The organism is Microbacterium sp. cf046, from assembly GCF_900114345.1.
Classification (GTDB): Bacteria; Actinomycetota; Actinomycetes; order Actinomycetales; family Microbacteriaceae; genus Microbacterium.
In genome coordinates, this window is sequence record NZ_FOZJ01000002.1 from 419,921 (window position 1) to 437,651 (window position 17,731).

General features: G+C 68.7%; 19 protein-coding genes. 17 read left to right on the forward strand and 2 right to left on the reverse strand.

Annotated elements, in window-relative coordinates; genetic code table 11:
- Positions 1–138: 138 nt before the first annotated feature.
- From ftsZ to BM349_RS08205, 9 genes are all read left to right on the forward strand, one after another.
- Complete coding sequence (ftsZ, locus tag BM349_RS08165) at positions 139–1,284, forward strand: cell division protein FtsZ (RefSeq protein ID WP_091705991.1); 1,146 nt, start codon at positions 139–141, stop codon at positions 1,282–1,284.
- A 15-nt stretch (positions 1,285–1,299) separates the two neighbouring features.
- Entirely contained in the window at positions 1,300–1,983 is a 684-nt protein-coding gene (locus tag BM349_RS08170) for a YggS family pyridoxal phosphate-dependent enzyme (RefSeq protein WP_091705994.1), read from the forward strand.
- Positions 1,984–2,020: 37 nt separating this feature from the next.
- Complete coding sequence (locus BM349_RS08175; protein WP_091707202.1) at positions 2,021–2,476, forward strand: cell division protein SepF; 456 nt, start codon at positions 2,021–2,023, stop codon at positions 2,474–2,476.
- A gap of 67 nt (positions 2,477–2,543) precedes the next feature.
- Complete coding sequence (locus BM349_RS08180; RefSeq protein ID WP_091705997.1) at positions 2,544–2,843, forward strand: YggT family protein; 300 nt, start codon at positions 2,544–2,546, stop codon at positions 2,841–2,843.
- A 138-nt stretch (positions 2,844–2,981) separates the two neighbouring features.
- Positions 2,982–3,581 (forward strand): DivIVA domain-containing protein, encoded by a 600-nt coding sequence (locus BM349_RS08185; RefSeq protein ID WP_091706000.1) that lies wholly within the window; start codon positions 2,982–2,984, stop codon positions 3,579–3,581.
- A gap of 8 nt (positions 3,582–3,589) precedes the next feature.
- A complete protein-coding gene (gene lspA, locus BM349_RS08190; RefSeq protein WP_091706003.1) occupies positions 3,590–4,252 on the forward strand; it encodes a signal peptidase II in 663 nt (220 codons plus the stop codon).
- Position 4,253: 1 nt separating this feature from the next.
- On the forward strand, positions 4,254–5,174 hold the full coding sequence (locus BM349_RS08195) for an RluA family pseudouridine synthase (RefSeq protein ID WP_091707203.1): 921 nt from the start codon (positions 4,254–4,256) through the stop codon (positions 5,172–5,174).
- A gap of 69 nt (positions 5,175–5,243) precedes the next feature.
- Positions 5,244–5,447, forward strand: coding sequence for a hypothetical protein (locus tag BM349_RS08200; protein WP_139230903.1), 204 nt, complete (start codon positions 5,244–5,246; stop codon positions 5,445–5,447).
- Positions 5,448–5,524: 77 nt separating this feature from the next.
- Complete coding sequence (locus BM349_RS08205; RefSeq protein WP_091706008.1) at positions 5,525–6,094, forward strand: GNAT family N-acetyltransferase; 570 nt, start codon at positions 5,525–5,527, stop codon at positions 6,092–6,094.
- On the opposite strand, the gene BM349_RS08210 is transcribed toward BM349_RS08205, so the two are convergent.
- The gene (locus BM349_RS08210) at positions 6,051–6,584 is read right to left on the reverse strand and encodes an NUDIX hydrolase (RefSeq protein ID WP_091706011.1); all 534 of its coding nucleotides are present in this window, start codon (positions 6,582–6,584) and stop codon (positions 6,051–6,053) included. The two genes, BM349_RS08205 and BM349_RS08210, sit on opposite strands and share 44 nt — an antisense overlap.
- Before the next feature lie 81 nt (positions 6,585–6,665).
- Here BM349_RS08210 and dnaE point away from each other — a divergent pair, with 81 nt between their 5' ends.
- The 5 genes from dnaE (at position 6,666) to BM349_RS08235 (ending at position 14,173) form a co-directional block, all read left to right on the forward strand.
- Entirely contained in the window at positions 6,666–10,184 is a 3,519-nt protein-coding gene (gene dnaE, locus BM349_RS08215) for a DNA polymerase III subunit alpha (protein WP_091706013.1), read from the forward strand.
- A 119-nt stretch (positions 10,185–10,303) separates the two neighbouring features.
- Positions 10,304–11,272, forward strand: a complete 969-nt coding sequence (locus BM349_RS08220; RefSeq protein WP_091706015.1) for a hypothetical protein — start codon at positions 10,304–10,306, stop codon at positions 11,270–11,272.
- A gap of 31 nt (positions 11,273–11,303) precedes the next feature.
- Positions 11,304–12,614, forward strand: coding sequence for a histidinol dehydrogenase (gene hisD, locus BM349_RS08225; protein ID WP_091706018.1), 1,311 nt, complete (start codon positions 11,304–11,306; stop codon positions 12,612–12,614).
- 28 nt (positions 12,615–12,642) lie between these two features.
- The gene (gene nrdR / locus BM349_RS08230) at positions 12,643–13,119 is read left to right on the forward strand and encodes a transcriptional regulator NrdR (RefSeq protein WP_091706021.1); all 477 of its coding nucleotides are present in this window, start codon (positions 12,643–12,645) and stop codon (positions 13,117–13,119) included.
- 31 nt (positions 13,120–13,150) lie between these two features.
- Positions 13,151–14,173 carry a quinone-dependent dihydroorotate dehydrogenase gene (locus tag BM349_RS08235; protein ID WP_091706024.1) on the forward strand — a complete coding sequence of 341 codons (1,023 nt, stop codon included), beginning with the start codon at positions 13,151–13,153 and terminating at the stop codon, positions 14,171–14,173.
- Positions 14,174–14,175: 2 nt separating this feature from the next.
- Here the strand turns inward: BM349_RS08235 and BM349_RS08240 are convergent, their stop codons facing one another.
- Positions 14,176–14,742: a DUF3043 domain-containing protein gene (locus tag BM349_RS08240; protein ID WP_091706026.1), complete on the reverse strand. Its 567-nt coding sequence runs from the start codon at positions 14,740–14,742 to the stop codon at positions 14,176–14,178.
- 47 nt (positions 14,743–14,789) lie between these two features.
- Between BM349_RS08240 and BM349_RS08245 the strand changes: the two genes are divergently transcribed.
- The 3 genes from BM349_RS08245 to coxB all read left to right on the forward strand — a co-directional run bounded on the left by BM349_RS08245 (position 14,790) and on the right by coxB (position 17,731).
- Positions 14,790–16,190 (forward strand): dipeptidase, encoded by a 1,401-nt coding sequence (locus BM349_RS08245; RefSeq protein WP_091706029.1) that lies wholly within the window; start codon positions 14,790–14,792, stop codon positions 16,188–16,190.
- Between the two features lie 104 nt (positions 16,191–16,294).
- Complete coding sequence (locus tag BM349_RS08250) at positions 16,295–16,660, forward strand: HesB/IscA family protein (RefSeq protein WP_091706031.1); 366 nt, start codon at positions 16,295–16,297, stop codon at positions 16,658–16,660.
- A gap of 168 nt (positions 16,661–16,828) precedes the next feature.
- Complete coding sequence (gene coxB, locus BM349_RS08255; RefSeq protein WP_091706033.1) at positions 16,829–17,731, forward strand: aa3-type cytochrome oxidase subunit II; 903 nt, start codon at positions 16,829–16,831, stop codon at positions 17,729–17,731.

A 17,731-nucleotide genomic window follows, 5' to 3' on the forward strand; every position in this document is an offset into this window, starting at 1 on the left:
CGCGACACGCCCGCGATGCTCCCGGTCGCGCCGGGGCATCCGCATACTTTCGTGTCCAAGGGAATTGCATACCGAGCATTTCTTTAGACCTCTAGTAGAGGTTGAAGGTTAGAACAGGTCCAGGGCACGGAGGCCGGCATGAGCCAGAACCAGAACTACCTCGCGGTGATCAAGGTCGTCGGCGTCGGCGGTGGCGGCGTGAACGCCGTGAACCGCATGATCGACCTCGGCCTGCGGGGTGTCGAGTTCATCGCGATCAACACCGACGCGCAGGCGCTGCTGATGAGCGACGCCGACGTCAAGCTCGACGTCGGTCGCGAGCTCACGCGCGGTCTCGGTGCCGGCGCCGATCCCGAAGTGGGTCGCCGCGCGGCGGAAGACCACGCCGAAGAGATCGAGGAGGCGCTGCGCGGCGCGGACATGGTCTTCGTCACCGCCGGCGAAGGCGGCGGCACGGGCACCGGCGGCGCTCCGGTCGTCGCGAAGATCGCGAAGTCGATCGGCGCCCTCACGATCGGCGTGGTGACCAAGCCGTTCTCGTTCGAGGGTCGTCGGCGCCAGTCTCAGGCCGAGACGGGAGTCGCCAAGCTCAAGGAAGAGGTCGACACCCTCATCGTCGTGCCGAACGACCGGCTGCTGGAGATCAGCGACCGCGGGATCAGCATGATCGAGGCGTTCGCCACCGCCGACCAGGTGCTCCTCGCAGGTGTCCAGGGCATCACCGACCTCATCACGACCCCGGGTCTGATCAACCTCGACTTCGCCGACGTCAAGTCGGTCATGCAGGGCGCGGGCTCCGCACTCATGGGCATCGGCTCCGCTCGCGGCGCCGACCGCGCGATCAAGGCGGCGGAGCTCGCCGTCGAATCGCCGCTCCTCGAGGCGTCGATCGAGGGCGCCCACGGTGTGCTGCTGTCGATCCAGGGCGGGTCGAACCTCGGCATCTTCGAGATCAACGATGCCGCGCAGCTCGTCAAGGAGGCCGCGCACCCCGAGGCGAACATCATCTTCGGCACCGTCATCGACGACACGCTCGGGGACGAGGTCCGCGTCACGGTGATCGCGGCCGGCTTCGACAGCGGCGAGCCGACGCTTCGCCTCGACCCGGTCACCTCGTCCCGCGTCGTCTCCACCCCGGTGATCCCGGCGACGCCCGCGGTCGATGCCGCCAAGGAGCCGGTGCGCGAGAGCGAGACCGTGTCGGTGGGCGCTGTCGTGCCGGACTCGAGCTACGACTCGGCCTTCGGCGACGACGATCTCGACATACCCGACTTCCTGAAGTAGCAGGCTCGGGAACAGGTGAATCTTGCGGAGCGGCTCGCGGAGGTCGACGCCGGGATCGCGGATGCCGCACGCGCGGCAGGCCGGGACCCGGGCGGGATCACGCGCATCGTGGTGACGAAGTTCCACCCCGTCTCGATCGTCGAGGAGCTCTACGCCCTCGGCGTCCGCGACGTCGGCGAGAACAGGCAGCAGGAGTTCAGCGAGAAGGCCGAGGCGGTCGCGGCTCACGAAGATCTGCGCTGGCATTTCATCGGGCAGGCGCAGACCAACAAGGCCAAGGCGATCAGGGCGGCGGCATCCGTCGTGCACTCGGTCGACAGGGCGAAGATCGCGAACGCCCTCGATGCGGCGGGCGGAGGAGACGCAGCGGCGCTCGATGTGCTGCTGCAGGTCAACCTGACCGACGACCCCGGCCGTGGGGGAGTCGCGCCCGTGGACCTCGAGCGGCTCGCCGAGCACGTCGAGGGATGCCGCACCCTGCGGCTGCGGGGCGTGATGGCCGTCGCGCCGCTCGACGAAGCGCCTGCGGAAGCGTTCGCCCGCCTGTCCGGCTACGCCGACCGGGTCCGCGCGATCGTGCCGGATGCCACCTGGATCTCGGCCGGGATGACTGCCGACTACCCCGAAGCGATCGACGCCGGCGCGACACACCTGCGGATCGGGTCCGCAATCACGGGCCCCAGGCCCGAGCACGGTTAACCTCGGAACACGAGCAGTGAGAATGCAGGAGGATGCGATGTCGAACCCGCTCAAGAAGACCATGGTGTACCTGGGACTCGCTGACGAGGAAGAGGTATACGAGGAGCCCGCTCCGCAGCCGACGGGACGCAAGTCCGCCGCTGTCGAGAAGGCCGCTCCGGTCACGCCTCTGCACCGCCCGACCGTCGTGCGCCAGGTCGCCCCGGCCGCGATCAGCGAGATCCTCACGGTGCATCCGAAGCAGTACCGCGATGCGCAGGTCATCGCCGAGAACTTCCGCGAAGGCATCCCCGTCATCATCAACCTCTCGCAGATGAGCGACGCCGACGCCCGCCGTCTCATCGACTTCGCGAGCGGACTCTCGCTCGGCCTGTACGGGCGCATCGAGCGTGTCACGAGCAAGGTGTTCCTGCTCTCGCCCGAGAACGTCGCCGTCTCGGGTGACGGAGCGGTGGCGCAGGCGGACCCGGAGTCGGTGCCGTTCGCGCAGTAGACATGTGGGGCTCCGCCGGCCGGCTCGCTGGCGCGCCTCCGGTCCGCAGCGCTGATACAGTCGTCCTGTGAATATCGTCGGCGCGATCGCCACGATCCTCAACAGCCTCCTCCTGCTCTACGTGATCGTGCTGCTGGGCCGACTCATCCTCGATTGGATACCGTTCTTCAACCGCGAATGGCGGCCGAAGGGTGCCGGACTGGTTGCGGCGGAGATCGTGTACACGGTGACGGACCCGCCGATCAAGCTCTTCCGTCGATTCATCCCGCCGCTTCGCGTCGGCGGAATCGCGATCGACTTCGGCTTCACGCTGACGATGCTCCTGTGCTTCGTCCTGCTCGCCGTGACGCGCGCCTTCATCCGCTGACATCGTCCCGACGCGCGGGGCGCAGGCCTTCGACACGCTCGTGAGGCGCGGCTATGCTTGCCTGGTACGACCGTCGGATATCGGCGGAGCGGCCCCCGACATCGGCCAGCGACCAGAGCGCTCGAAAGAGGAATCACCATGGCATTGACCCCCGATGACGTCGTCACCAAGCAGTTCCAGCACGTCCGGTTCAAGGAAGGCTTCGATCCGGACGAGGTCGATGACTTCCTCGACGAGATCGTCGTGGAGTGGCGCAAGACGATCGCCGAGAACGACGAGCTGAAGGCGAAGGTCGCGGCATACGAGGCCGGTGGCGAGGCTCCGGCCGTCGCTCAGGCCGAGGTCGTCGAAGCGGCTCCGGCAGCTGCTCCGGCTGAGGCCTTCGACGGCGGAGCGGGCGGCGCGGCTCCTGCTGCAGCCAGCGCGGGCATCATCGAGCTGGCCCAGCGTCTGCACGACGAGCACGTCGCAGAGGGCATCGCCCAGCGCGACAAGCTGGTCGCCGACGCCCAGGCGCAGGCCGCATCCATCGTCAGCGATGCCGAGACGAAGGGTCGCGAAGAGATCGCCCGCCTCGACAAGGAGCGCTCGAGTCTCGAGAGCCGCATCACCGAACTGCGCAACTTCGAGCGCGACTACCGCGCCCAGCTGCGCGGGTACATCGAGGGCAAGCTGCGCGACCTCGAGACCACGGGCACGACGTCGGGTGCGACCCCGGTGTCGGCCATCGGCCTCTAGGCCGGCCTTTGCCAGGCCGAGCCCCCCTGCATAAGGCGGCGGCCGGCACCATCGTCGCGATCCTCGCGGCGCTGGTGCTGGCCGCCGACCAGTTCACGAAGTACCTCGCACTGCAGAACCTGCCGCTCGAAGAGCCGGTGAAGATCTTCGGCGACTTCCTGATCTTCTATCTCGTCAAGAACCCCGGAGCTGCCTTCTCGCTCGGCGAAGGCGTCACGTGGATCTTCACGATCGCGCTGACCGCGGTCGCGGTCGTGATCGTCTGGCTGGCGGCGACCCGGATCGGCTCGAGGATCTGGGCGGTCGTGCTCGGGCTGCTGCTCGGCGGCGTGCTGGGCAATCTCACCGACCGGATGCTGCGCGCGCCGGGCTTCCCGGTCGGCCACGTGATCGACTTCATCAACACGCCCTGGATGATGCCGGCGATCTACAACGTCGCCGACATCTTCATCGTGACGATGATGATCTCGGTGGCGCTGCTGGTGCTCGTCGGCGTGCATCTGGACGGGACTCGCGAGAAGCGCGCCGAGGATGAAACCCTGCTCGGCGAAGGCGACGAGGTTCCGCTCGACGGAGGGGTGACCGGCTTCGAGGGCGACGAGTTCCCGGTCGCAAACCCCGATGCCGGTGCGCCGGCCGACCGCGAGCCGCGTCGCGACGCGGACGGCTGACATGGAATCGCGCAGTCTCCCGGTGCCCGACGGGCTCGACGGGACGAGGGTGGATGCCGCCCTCGCGAAGATGCTCGGGTTCTCGCGCACGTTCGCCGCCGACGTCGCCGACGCGGGCGGCGTCGAGATGGACGGTCGCGTGCTGGCCAAGTCGGACCGGCTTCGCGCGGGTTCGTGGCTCGAGGTGTCGTGGGCGCCGAAGAAGGAGCCGCGCATCGTCCCGGTCGCGGTGCCGGGACTCGGGATCGTCTACAACGACGACGAGATCGTCGTCGTCGACAAGCCCGCCGGGGTCGCCGCCCACCCCTCGCTCGGATGGGACGGCCCCACTGTTCTCGGCGCACTCGCCGCCGGCGGCGTCCGCGTCGCCACCACCGGCGCCGCCGAGCGTCAGGGCATCGTGCATCGGCTCGACGTCGGCACGAGCGGCCTCATGGTGGTCGCCAAGACCGAGCGCGCGTACACGGAGCTCAAGCGAGCGTTCAAGGAGCGCGAGGTGGAGAAGATCTACCACGCAGTCGTGCAGGGCCACCCGGACCCGCTCGCCGGAACGATCGACGCGCCGATCGGCCGGCATCCGTCCCATTCGTGGAAGTTCGCGGTCGTTCCGGACGGCAAGGACTCGGTGACCCACTACGAGACCCTCGAGGCGTTCCCCCGCGCGGCGCTGCTGGAGATCCACCTCGAGACCGGGCGAACGCATCAGATCCGCGTGCACATGGCCGCGCACCGGCACCCGTGCGTCGGCGACCCGCTCTACGGCGGCGACCCGACCCTTGCGGCGCGCCTCGGCCTGACCCGGCAGTGGCTGCACGCGCGACAGCTGTCGTTCGCGCACCCCGGGACGGGCGACCAGGTGACGTTCATCTCGGAGTACCCTGCCGACCTCGCACACGCACTCGAGGTGCTGCGCGGGGACTGAACTCGCACGCGCATGTATCGCGCCGGGGGAAGCGCGCTCTTCCTTCATGACACCCGTGAGGAGGGCATCATGAACGACATCACATACACTGCGAGCCGCCTCGCGGTCCACCGAGACCACGAGCTGGCGCTCGCCGTCGAGCAGCGCCGCGTCATCGCCGAGCGCACTGCGGACTGCGTGCCACCGCCGGTGCGCGAGCAGCCCCGCGTCCGGTTCCCGCGCCTTCGGCTCCCGCACGTGCGGTTCCCGCGCGCTGCGCACCCGGCGATCTGACGCTTCGCGACGCACTCCCTCCCACCCATCCGGGTGGGAGGGAGTGCCGCGTCGGATGCCGGTGGCACGATGGCGGTATGACGATCGAGGTTCGCGCGGCGAGCGAATTCGCCGATGTCAAGACGATGCTCGGCCCGAAGCGAGCCGACGCGAACGTGTGCTGGTGCCTGAGCTATCGGCTCCCGTCGAAGGAGAATCAGGCGCTCACCGGAACGGCCCGTGGTCGCAAGGTCTCCGCGCTCATGCGGCAGGGTCCACCGGGCGTGCTCGCCTACGACGGCGACGAGGTCGTCGGCTGGGCCGCTGTGCACCCGCGCGCCGACACCGCCTTCGCCACGAACCGCAGGATCCCGCACGTCGACGACCTCGAGGTGTGGTCGCTCTGGTGCGTCCGCGTGCGGCCGGGCCACCGCGGCGAAGGGATCTCCCACGCCCTGGTGGAGGGGGCGGTGGCCTTCGCGCGGGACGCGGGTGCTCCTGCGATCGAGGCCTATCCGGTCGACAACGGCGGCGCCAAGGTGGATCTGACGATGGGCTACGTCGGCACCAAGCGCCTCTTCGAGAAGGCCGGCTTCTCGAAGGCCGCTGACACCGATTCGGTGCTCAACGGCTTTCCGAGGGTGCTGATGCGTCTGGATCTGCGCTGAGTGATCCGTGCTCGCGCCCGCCCTCGAAGACCGCGGCGGGTCGGTCGGCGACGGCGAGTGCGACCCTCCGTCGCATGTCGTCGTCGAGAAGATCGAGGGTGGCGGGCTCGAGGCGGTACCAGCGCACCGAGGTCATCTCACCGTCGGCCGGGTACGGCTCACCGCTCAGCCACGAGCAGCGGAAGGTCAGATCGAGGTAGTCGGACTGGTCGCCGTTCTCATACGTGATCCGTGGAATCTGGTGGACCCAGACGAGGCGCTCCGCGCGGATGACGACGCCGGCCTCCTCGAGTGCCTCGCGGCACGCGGCATCCGCCGGCTCCTCGCCCGGATCGACGATCCCGGTGACCGGCGTGAGCGCGCCGTTGTCGCTGCGGCGGCCGAGGAGGATCTCGTCGCGGCGCACCACCACCGCGGTGACGCCCGCAAGGGGGATCGGCATGTGCCCGATGTGGCGGCGGAGTTCGACGATGAAGTCGGGGATCGGCATCCGGCCAGCCTATTCGCGCTCGTCCGAGCCTTCCCGGCGTTCCCCGTCCGACGCGTCGTCGGCCGAAGGTAGTCTCGATCCGTGACAGCCGACTCCTTCGTTCACCTTCATGTTCACAGTGAATATTCGATGCTCGACGGGGCCGCGCGGATCAAGCCGCTGATCGAGGAGGCGGCGAGCCAGGGGATGCCGGCGATCGCCGTCACCGACCACGGCAACACCTTCGGGGCGTTCGAGTTCTACAAGACGGCGACCGAGGTCGGGGTCAAGCCGATCATCGGCATGGAGGCCTACGTCACCCCCGGGACGCACCGTGCCGACAAGGCGCGCGTGCGGTGGGGGAGCCCCGACCAGAACGACGACGACGTCGCGGGCTCGGGCGCGTACACCCACATGACCCTCCTCGCAGAGAGCGACGAGGGGCTGCACAACCTGTTCCGGATGTCGTCGTACGCCTCGCTCGAGGGCTACTACTTCAAGCCGCGCATCGACCGCGAACTGCTGCAGACCTACTCGAAGGGCGTCATCGCCACGACGGGGTGCGTCGGCGGCGAGGTGCAGACGCGCCTGCGCCTGGGTCAGTACGACGCGGCGAAGGCGGCGGCCGCGGAGTTCCGCGACATCTTCGGCAAGGACAACTTCTACGCCGAGATCATGGATCACGGCATCGACATCGAGCGGCGCACGATGAACGACCTCCTGCGCCTCGCGAAGGAGCTCGACCTTCCTCTGGTCGCGACCAACGACCTGCACTACACGCACCAGCACGACGCGGGCAGCCACGCCGCCCTCCTGTGCGTGCAGTCGGGGTCGACCCTCGACGATCCGAAGCGCTTCAAGTTCGAGGGCGAGGAGTTCTACCTGAAGTCGCCCGCGCAGATGCGCCACATCTTCCGCGACAATCCCGAAGCGTGCGACAACACCCTCGCGATCGCCGAGCGCGCCGATATCCGCTTCGACACGAGCGCGAACTACATGCCGCGCTATCCCGTGCCGGCGGGAGAGACCGAGCAGAGCTGGTTCGTCAAGGAGATCGAGCGCGGTCTGCATGTCCGATACCCGGCCGGTGTCCCGGCCGAGGTCCGCGCCCGAGCCGACTTCGAGACCGACGTCATCGTGCAGATGGGCTTTCCCGGCTATTTCCTGGTGGTCGCCGACTTCATCAACTGGGCCAAGGAGAACGGCATCCGCGTCGGGCCCGGCCGCGGATCCGGCGCGGGTTCGATGGCCGCCTACGCGATGCGCATCACCGACCTCGACCCGCTGCAGCACGGCCTCCTGTTCGAGCGGTTCCTGAATCCGGACCGCGTATCGATGCCCGACTTCGACATCGACTTCGACGATCGTCGCCGCGGCGAGGTGATCCAGTACGTCACCCAGAAGTACGGCGACGAGCGCGTGGCGCAGATCGTCACGTACGGCACGATCAAGGCCAAGCAGGCGCTGAAGGATGCCGGTCGTGTGCTCGGATTCCCGTTCAGCATGGGCGAGAAGCTCACCAAGGCGATGCCGCCCTCGGTGATGGGCAAGGACATGCCGCTGGAGGGCATGTTCGACAGGGATCACCCGCGGTTCAAGGAGGCCTCCGAGTTCCGGGCCCTCATCGAGACGGATGCCGAGGCCAAGACGGTCTTCGACACCGCGGTGGGGCTGGAGAACCTCAAACGCCAGTGGGGCGTGCACGCCGCCGGCGTGATCATGTCGAGCGAGCCGCTGATCGACATCATCCCGATCATGAAGCGCGAGCAGGACGGCCAGATCGTCACGCAGTTCGACTACCCGGCGTGCGAGTCGCTCGGGTTGATCAAGATGGACTTCCTGGGGCTGCGCAACCTCACGATCATCGACGACGCGCTCGATAACATCATCGCCAACCGCGGAGAGAAGCTCGTGCTCGAAGACCTCGCGCTCGACGATGTCGCCTCGTACGAACTGCTTGCGCGCGGAGACACGCTCGGCGTGTTCCAGTTGGACGGCGGCCCGATGCGGAGCCTCCTGCGGCTGATGAAGCCTGACAACTTCGAGGACATCTCGGCCGTCCTGGCGTTGTACCGGCCCGGTCCGATGGGCGTCAACTCCCACACGAACTACGCGCTCCGCAAGAACGGACTGCAGCAGATCGAGCCGATCCACCCCGAGCTCGAGGAGCCGCTGGCAGATGTGCTCGGGACCACGTACGGGCTCATCGTGTATCAGGAGCAGGTCATGGCCGCGGCGCAGAAGCTCGCCGGCTTCAGCCTCGGCCAGGCCGACATCCTCCGCCGCGCGATGGGCAAGAAGAAGAAGTCCGAGCTCGACAAGCAGCAGGAGGACTTCTTCGGCGGCATGACCGTCAACGGCTACAGTCCTGCCGCGCAGAATGCGCTGTGGAAGGTGCTCGAGTCGTTCGCCGACTATGCGTTCAACAAGGCGCACACGGCGGCGTACGGCCTGATCGCGTACTGGACCGCGTACCTGAAGGCGCACTATCCGGCCGAGTACATGGCGGCGCTGCTGACCAGCGTCGGCGACGCGAAGGACAAGCTGGCGGTGTACCTGAACGAGTGCCGCCGGATGGGCATCAAGGTCCTGCCGCCTGACGTGGGGGAGTCCATCCGGTACTTCGCCGCCGTCGGCGAAGACATCCGATTCGGGTTGGGCGCCGTGCGCAACGTCGGAGCGAACGTCGTCGACTCCATCGTGGCGGCCCGCCAGGACGCGGCATTCGAGTCGTTCCACGACTTCCTCACCAAGGTGCCCGTGCACGTCGCGAACAAGCGCACGGTCGAATCGCTCATCAAGGCTGGCGCGTTCGACTCGCTCGGATCGACGCGGCGTGCGCTCATGGAGATCCACGAGGATGCGACCGAAGCCGCCGTCGAGGTCAAGCGCAAGGCGGCGACGGGTGCGATCGGATTCGACTTCGACAGCCTGTACGACCAGACCGAGGAGCCCCTTCCGGCCAAGGTGCCGGATCGCCCGGAGTGGACGAAGAAGGACAAGCTCGCATTCGAGCGCGAGATGCTCGGCCTCTACGTGTCGGACCACCCGCTCGCCGGGCTCGAGATCCCGCTCGCGAAGCATGCGTCGATCAGCATCCACGACCTGCTCGCATCGGAGGACCTGAGCGACGGCGACCAGGTGACCGTCGCCGGACTCGTCACGAGCGTGCAGCACCGGGTCGCCAAATCCAGCGGCAACCCCTACGGCCTGATCACCGTCGAGGACTTCAACGGCGAGGTCACCGTCATGTTCATGGGCAAGACCTACACCGAGTTCCAATCCGTGCTGCAGGGGGACGCGATCCTGGTCGTCCGCGGCCGGATCTCGCGGCGCGACGACGGACTGAACCTGCACGCGGTCTCGGCGCTCTCGCCCGATCTCGGATCGGTGGACGCCACGGGTCCGCTCGTACTCGTCATGCCCGAGCGGCGGGCGAGCGAGGCGACGATCGAGGAGCTCCTGCAGACGCTGAAGCGCCACGGGGGAGAGACCGAGGTCACCGTGAAGCTGCATTCCGGGTCGACCGCAAAAGTCTTCGAGGTGCCGCATCAGGTGCGCGTGACCGCGGATCTGTACGGCGAGCTGAAGGGTCTGCTCGGCCCGCAGTGCCTCGGCTGACGCACCCCGGCGCAGCCTGTCAAGACCCCCCGCGCATCGCCTCCGTCTCATCGGCATCTCATTCGCCGCCGGTAGTATCGGGACGGTGCGCACCGCGAAAGCGGCAGGAAAGGATCATCGTGACTGACGACCGACTGGACGAGAACCCCGAGATCGGCGAAAGCGTCGAAGAGACTGCTCCGCAGGAGCGACCGCAGTACGGAGTGGGACCCTTCTCGGTGCGGGAGGTGGCGCTGGTCGGCGTCTGGCTCGTCGCATTCGTCGTGTCGTTCTTCTCGATCGCCAGCGAGCAGGCGATGTCGCAGCTGCTGTTCGGCGGCTCGGTCTGGTCGAACGGGCTGGACTGGATCCTCACGATCGGCGCGCCCACAGTCGCGGTCTTCCTGATCATCCTGCGACGCTTCTCACCCGACGGCATCCGCCGGGTCGGCTCGCTCGGCGTCGATCAGTTCGCCTCAGTCGCCTTCTCCGTCTCCGCGGTCGTGTGGCTCACGGTGTTGTGGCGCGACATCGCCGTGGCGATCCAGACCGGGTTGTGGATCTACGGCTGGGTCGTGTGGGTCGAGCTCGTGCTCATGCTCGCCGGCGTCGTCCTGACCGTGGCAGCGCCGTTCATCCCGCCGTTCTCCGAGGACTTCACAGGTCGCCGCGAGATCGTCGCACACCGCAACGCCCGGCCGATCCGCGCCGTTTCGCCGCGCCCCGCCCGTCCGCCGCGCGAGGCCGCCGCCGACGCCGACACCGACACCGCCGCGTTCGCGACCGGCGCGTACGCGCAGAGCGACTACGCCCAGCCCGCCTCGACCGAGTCCGGGTACACCGAGCAGGATGCGTGGGCGCCGGCGCAGACGCGCGACACGTTCGAGCCGGTCGACGCCGAGACCGAGCCTCCGTCCGCCGCGAAGGCGTTCTGGGCGCTCACGCCTGAAGAGCGCGATGTCGTCGACGAGCGGGGCGTGCCGATCTTCCGCGTCGGGCCGACCGCATGGGCGCTCGTGCTCGAAGACCGCGGTGAGGTGTTCGTCGTGCGCAACGAGGACGGCCGGGTCGGCTACTTGCACGATGTGTCCGGTGTGACGCGCGGCTGAGCCGCGCGGCCGCCCGCGATAGCGTAAACCCATGCTCCGCACGATCGACCTGCGCGGTCGCGCCCTCACTCCCGCCGAGCTCCTCGCTGCGGTGCCGCGGGCCACGGCGGCGCGCGAAGAGGCCCTCACCGTGGCGGCCACCCTCGTCGCCGACGTCGCCGAGCGCGGCGAAGACGCGCTGCGGGCGCAGGCAGAGCGGTTCGACGGGGCGACCGGACACGACATCCGGGTCCCGGCCGCGCATCTGGATGAGGCTCTCACCGGTCTGGACCCGCGCGTGCGGGCTGCCCTCGAGGAGGCGATCACCCGGGTCCGGAAGGCCTCCGCCGCGCAGATCCCGCCGGCGACCGCGACCCAGATCGCGCCGGGGGCCCGTGTCGTGCAGCGCTGGCAGCCGGTGCGGCGGGTCGGACTCTACGTTCCGGGCGGCAAGGCCGTGTACCCGTCGAGCGTCGTCATGAACGTCGTGCCCGCGCAGGTCGCCGGCGTCGCCGAGGTCGCACTGGCGTCGCCGCCGCAGCGCGCGCACGACGGGCGGGTGCACCCCGTGATCCTCGCCGCCGCCCGTCTGCTCGGCATCGACGAGGTGTATGCGATGGGAGGCGCGGGAGCCATCGGCGCGTTCGCGTACGGCGTCGCGAGCCTGGGACTCGGTCCGGTGGACGTGGTGACCGGTCCGGGCAACAACTTCGTCGCCGCGGCCAAGCGCGCCGTCGCCGGAGTCGTGGGGACGGATGCCGAGGCCGGTGCGACGGAGATCCTGATCGTCGCCGACGACTCGGCCGACGCGGGCCTGGTCGCCGCGGATCTGATCAGCCAGGCAGAGCACGACGAACAGGCATCGGCCGTCCTGGTGACGGCATCGGCAGCCCTCGCCGAGGCGGTCGTCGCCGAGATCGTGCCGCGCGCCGCGCGCACGCGGCACGCCGAACGCGTCGCGGCCGCGCTCGGCGGGCCGCAGTCGGCGATCGTGCTGGTCGACGACCTCGCCGCAGCGACGGCTTTCAGCAACGCGTATGCGCCCGAGCACCTCGAACTGCACCTCGCCGACCCGGACCCGGAGCCGTTCGTCCACGCGGGCGCGATCTTCGTGGGCCCGGATTCGCCGGTCAGCCTCGGCGACTACCTCGCGGGGAGCAACCACGTACTGCCCACCGGCGGGCAGGCCCGCTATGCCGCAGGCCTGTCCGCGGCGACGTTCCTGCGCCCCCAGCAGATCATCGACTACGATCGCGCGGCGCTCGCGCAGGTGAGGGACGGCGTCGTCACGCTGGCCCAGGCCGAGGACCTTCCGGCGCACGGTGAGGCCGTCGAGGCGCGCTTCGAGGGACCGCCCCGCTGACGGGCGATTGGCGTAGTCTGTCCAGGCCATGCATTGCCCGTTCTGCCGTCATCCCGACTCGCGTGTCATCGATTCGCGGACCAGTGACGACGGCCTCAGCATCCGCCGCCGTCGCCAGTGCCCCGAATGCGGCGGGCGGTTCTCCACGATCGAGACCGCGAGCCTGAATGTCATCAAGCGGTCTGGTGTGATCGAGTCGTTCAGTCGCGAGAAGGTCATGTCGGGCGTGCGGAAGGCCTGCCAGGGCAGGCCCGTCACCGAGGGCGACCTCGCGGTGCTCGCGCAGAAGGTCGAAGAGTCCGTGCGCCAGACCGGGTCCTCGCAGGTCGACACGAACGAGATCGGCCTCGCGATCCTCGGTCCGCTTCGCGAACTGGACGAGGTCGCCTACCTCCGCTTCGCGAGCGTGTACCAGGCGTTCGACTCGCTCGAGGACTTCGAGTCGGCGATCGGGCAGCTCCGAGCGGATCACCGTACGGACGCGTCGGTTCCCGCCGACTCCTGAGGCCCGCACGCGAGCCGATAGCCTGGAGGCGATGTATCCCCTCCTCTTCCGGACCGTCCTCGCGCGCATGGATCCCGAGTCCGCGCACCACATGGCCATGGTCGTCATCCGGCTGCTCGGTGTCCCGCCGTTCTCCTGGGTGACGCGCGCACTCACGCGACCCGCACCGGAGCTGAAGACCACCGCGCTCGGCCTGGAGTTCGAATCGCCGTTCGGCGTCGCCGCCGGCTTCGACAAGGACGTGCGCGCCGCGAAGGGGCTGCACGCCCTCGGATTCGGGCACATCGAGGTCGGCACGATCACCGCGATCCCGCAGTCGGGCAACCCGCGACCGCGGCTGTTCCGGCTCATCCCGGATCGCGCCGTGATCAACCGGATGGGCTTCAACAACCACGGTGCGGAGGCCGCCGCGATCCGCCTCCGGAAGCTCCGGCGCCGGTCCGGGCGCGCGGTGATCGGCGTCAACATCGGCAAGAGCCGGGTGGTCGACGTCGCCGACGCGGCGGCCGACTACGTGCGGAGTGCGGCGCTCCTCGCGCCGCTCGCGGACTACCTCGTCGTGAACGTGTCATCGCCCAACACGCCCGGCCTGCGCGGGCTCCAGGCGGTGGCGACGCTGCGGCCCCTGCTGGAGGCGGTGCGCGACGCCGCAGGCGCAACCCCGCTGCTCGTCAAGATCGCCCCTGACCTGCCCGACGATGAGGTCGAAGAGATCGCGCGTCTCGCGGTCGACCTCGGCTTGTCCGGTCTGATCGCCACCAACACGACCATCTCGCGGCAGGGCCTGCACACGGATCCGGTCATCGTCGAGGCGGCGGGCGACGGCGGCCTGTCCGGTTCACCGCTGAAGGGCCGCGCGCTGGAAGTCCTCCGGCTCGTCCGTGGGGTCGTCCCGGCGGAGTTCGTGGTGATCTCAGCCGGCGGGGTCGAGACAGCCGCAGACGTGCGGGTGCGACTGGATGCCGGTGCCGACCTGGTGCAGGGCTATACGGCGTTCCTGTACCGGGGCCCACTGTGGGGGCGGCAGATCAACAGGGGACTGGCGCGCCGCTAGCCTCAGACCGGGTGCTGACCGCGCTTGACCTGCGGCTTGGGCAGACGCATGAAGCGCATCTGGATGATCCGCATCGCCCCGTACCAGCCGAGGCCCTTCTCCATGCGGTCGCCGAACTTCTTGCGCGCGGCCTGCTTGATCCTGATCGACGCGATGATCATGTCGCCGATCACGAACAGGATGAAGATCCAGAGTCCGATGAACGAGTAGTACTGGATCGCCGGGACCGGGACGAACGTCGCCAGGATCACGAGCACCATCGCGGGCATGACCGCCTCGCCGAGGTGCCATCCCGAGTCGATGAAGTCGCGCACGAAGCGGCGCTGCGGACCCTTGTCGCGGGCCGGGAGGTACCTGTCCTCACCGGCGGCCATGCCGATGCGGGCCTTCTCGCGCTGCGAGGCCATGTCCGCCTTCGCACGCGCCTTGGCCTCCTTCGTGTCGGCCACCAGCGGACGCTTGCGGGCCGCCTCCTGCTCGGCGCGGGTCGGCGTCGCGCGACCCTTGCCGCCGGCCGACGAATCGGCGGGAGCGTCGGCGGGGACGGGGGCAGCGGGTGTCTTGGCCACGATGGAACCTCGGAGTCTCGAAGGGGAAGCACCTTAAGATTACCCGCATGAACACTGAGCTCACCCGACAGGATGCTGTGCGCGAAGCCGCGGCATCCGGCATCCCCGCCGCCCTCGCCGACCTCGGCGCCCTCGTCCGCATTCCGTCGGTCGCGTTCCCCGGGTTCGACACGGCTCAGGTGCAGCGCAGCGCGGAGGCCGTCGCGGCGCTGGTGGAGGGGCTCGGGCTGTTCGAGAACGTCGAGATCCGTCGCGCCGCCATCCCCGATTCCGACGAGATCGGCCAGCCTGCCGTGCTGGCGACCAGGGCCGCCCGCAACGGCCGGCCGACGATCCTGCTGTACGCGCATCACGACGTGCAGCCGGTCGGCGACGAGGCGCTGTGGGAATCCACGCCCTTCGAGCCGACGGTCCGGGACGGCCGCCTGTACGGCCGCGGCGCCGCCGACGACAAGGCCGGCGTGATGGCCCACGTCGGCGCCCTCCGCGCGCTGAAGGAGGCGCTGGGCGAGGACTTCGACCTCGGCGTCGCACTGTTCATCGAAGGCGAGGAGGAGGCCGGCTCGCGCTCATTCGCCCAGTTCCTCTCCGACAACGCAGACGCGCTCCGCGCCGATGTGATCGTCGTCGCCGACTCGGGCAACTGGGACGCGCGCACCCCCGCTCTGACCGTGTCGCTGCGGGGCAACACCCGGTTCACGCTCCGCGTCCGCACGCTCGAGCACGCATCGCACTCGGGCATGTTCGGAGGGGCGGTGCCGGACGCGATGATGGCGACGGTGAAGTTGCTCGCGACCCTGTGGGACGAGGACGGCACGGTCGCCGTTGCGGGTCTCACGGAGCGGGATGCCGAGACCCCGGCCTACAGCGAGGAGACGCTGCGCGACGAGTCGGGTCTGCCGGCGGGTGTCAGCCCGATCGGCAGCGGCACGATCCTCAGCCGTATCTGGAACAAACCGTCCATCACGGTGACCGGGATCGATGCGCCGAGTGTCGTGCACGCGTCCAACACCCTCAGCCCCGAGATCTCGGTCGTGATCAGCGCACGCATCGCTCCGGGTCAGCCCGCGCGCGAGGCGTACGCGGCGATCGAGGCGCACCTGCGCGCACACGCGCCATTCGGGGCCGAGCTCGCGTTCACCGATCAGGATTACGGCGACGCCTTCCTGGTGGACACGAGCGGATGGGCGGTCGACACCGCGCTGAAAGCGATGCACGAGGCGTACGGCGTCGAGCCGGTGCAGATCGGCGTCGGAGGCTCGATCCCGTTCATCGCGGATCTGGTGCGCGAGTTCCCCGCCGCGCAGATCCTCGTGACGGGGGTGGAGGATCCGCATGCCCGGGCGCACAGCCCGAACGAGTCGCTGCATCTCGAGACGTTCCGCAACGCGGTGGTGGCGGAGGCGCTGCTCCTGGAGAAGCTGGACGCGCGCGGCGGCACTGCCTAGACACGCGGCAAGCGGAGCCGGCTGCGCATCGTGAGGCGTAGAATCGAAGCATCTCGCCGCGCACTGCCCATACCGACTCAGGCGAACCCATCAGGAGGAGTGCCATGACCGACACTGCACTGTCGACCGATCAGTCCGTTCGCGAACACGGCGTCGGGCTCACCGAGGCCGCCGCTCTGAAGGTGAAGAGCCTGCTCGAGCAGGAGGGTCGCGACGACCTCCGCCTGCGTGTCGCCGTTCAGCCGGGCGGATGCAGCGGCCTGATCTACCAGCTGTACTTCGACGAGCGCTACCTCGACGGCGACAAGACCGTCGATTTCGGCGGTGTCGAGGTCATCGTCGACGACATGAGCGTTCCGTACCTCGACGGCGCGAAGATCGACTTCAAGGACACGATCTCGGAGCAGGGCTTCACGATCGACAACCCCAATGCAGCCGGCAGCTGCGCGTGCGGCGACAGCTTCCACTGACGCACTTTCCGACATCAGGCCCGTGCCCGCTCTCCAGCGGCCGGGCCTGATTTCGCACCCCACCACACCCACGCAACCTGGGCGGATGGCCTGAATCCGTTGGGAGGTTGCCCTAGACTGGCGATGTCTGAAACACGTCCGGAAAGGTGCATTGTGCCCGTCAGTCGAGTGCCCTCGAAACGCCGCCTCCGGTGGACTGTTCTTCCCATCGGGATCGCCACGGCCGCCATCCTCGCCGGATGCACTCCGACGGAGCTCCACGGATATCTCCCCGGCTTCACCGCAGACGGAACGCCGGCGACGAACCACACGGACATGGTCGCGGGACTCTGGGTCAACTCCTGGATCGTCCTCCTCGCCGTGGGTGTGATCACCTGGGGCCTGATGGGCTGGGCCGCGATCGCGTACCGCCGGCGCAAGGGTCAGGTGGGCCTGCCGGTCCAGCTGCGCTACAACATGCCGATCGAGATCTTCTACACGATCGTGCCGCTGATCCTCGTGATCGGCTTCTTCGCCTTCACGGCTCGTGACCAGACCATCCTCGAGACGCAGACCGAAGACCCGGACGTGTCGATCATCGCGATCGGCAAGCAGTGGGCGTGGGACTTCCAGTACAACGGCGAGGACGAGGACGGCTCCGATGCCGTCTGGAGCATGGGCGTCCAGGCTCAGCCCGCTGCGAACGGCGACGTCGACCAGGAGCGCCTGCCGACCCTGTACCTGCCGGTCGACAAGTCGGTGAAGATCCTGCTGCAGTCGCGCGATGTGATCCACTCGTTCTGGGTCATCGACTTCCTGTACAAGAAGGACATGTACATCGGTCGCGACAACTACTGGTCGTTCACCCCGACCCGCGAGGGCACCTACGCCGGCAAGTGCGCCGAGCTGTGCGGTGAGTACCACTCCGCGATGCTCTTCAACGTGAAGGTGGTCAGCGAAGCCGAGTACGAGGACTACCTCGCCACGCTGCGCGAGGCCGGCCAGACGGGCGACATCAACGACGAGTACGACCGGCTGGCGAATGAGCCCGGCACGGGCGGGACGCCTCAGAACGAAGAGGGAGACAACTGA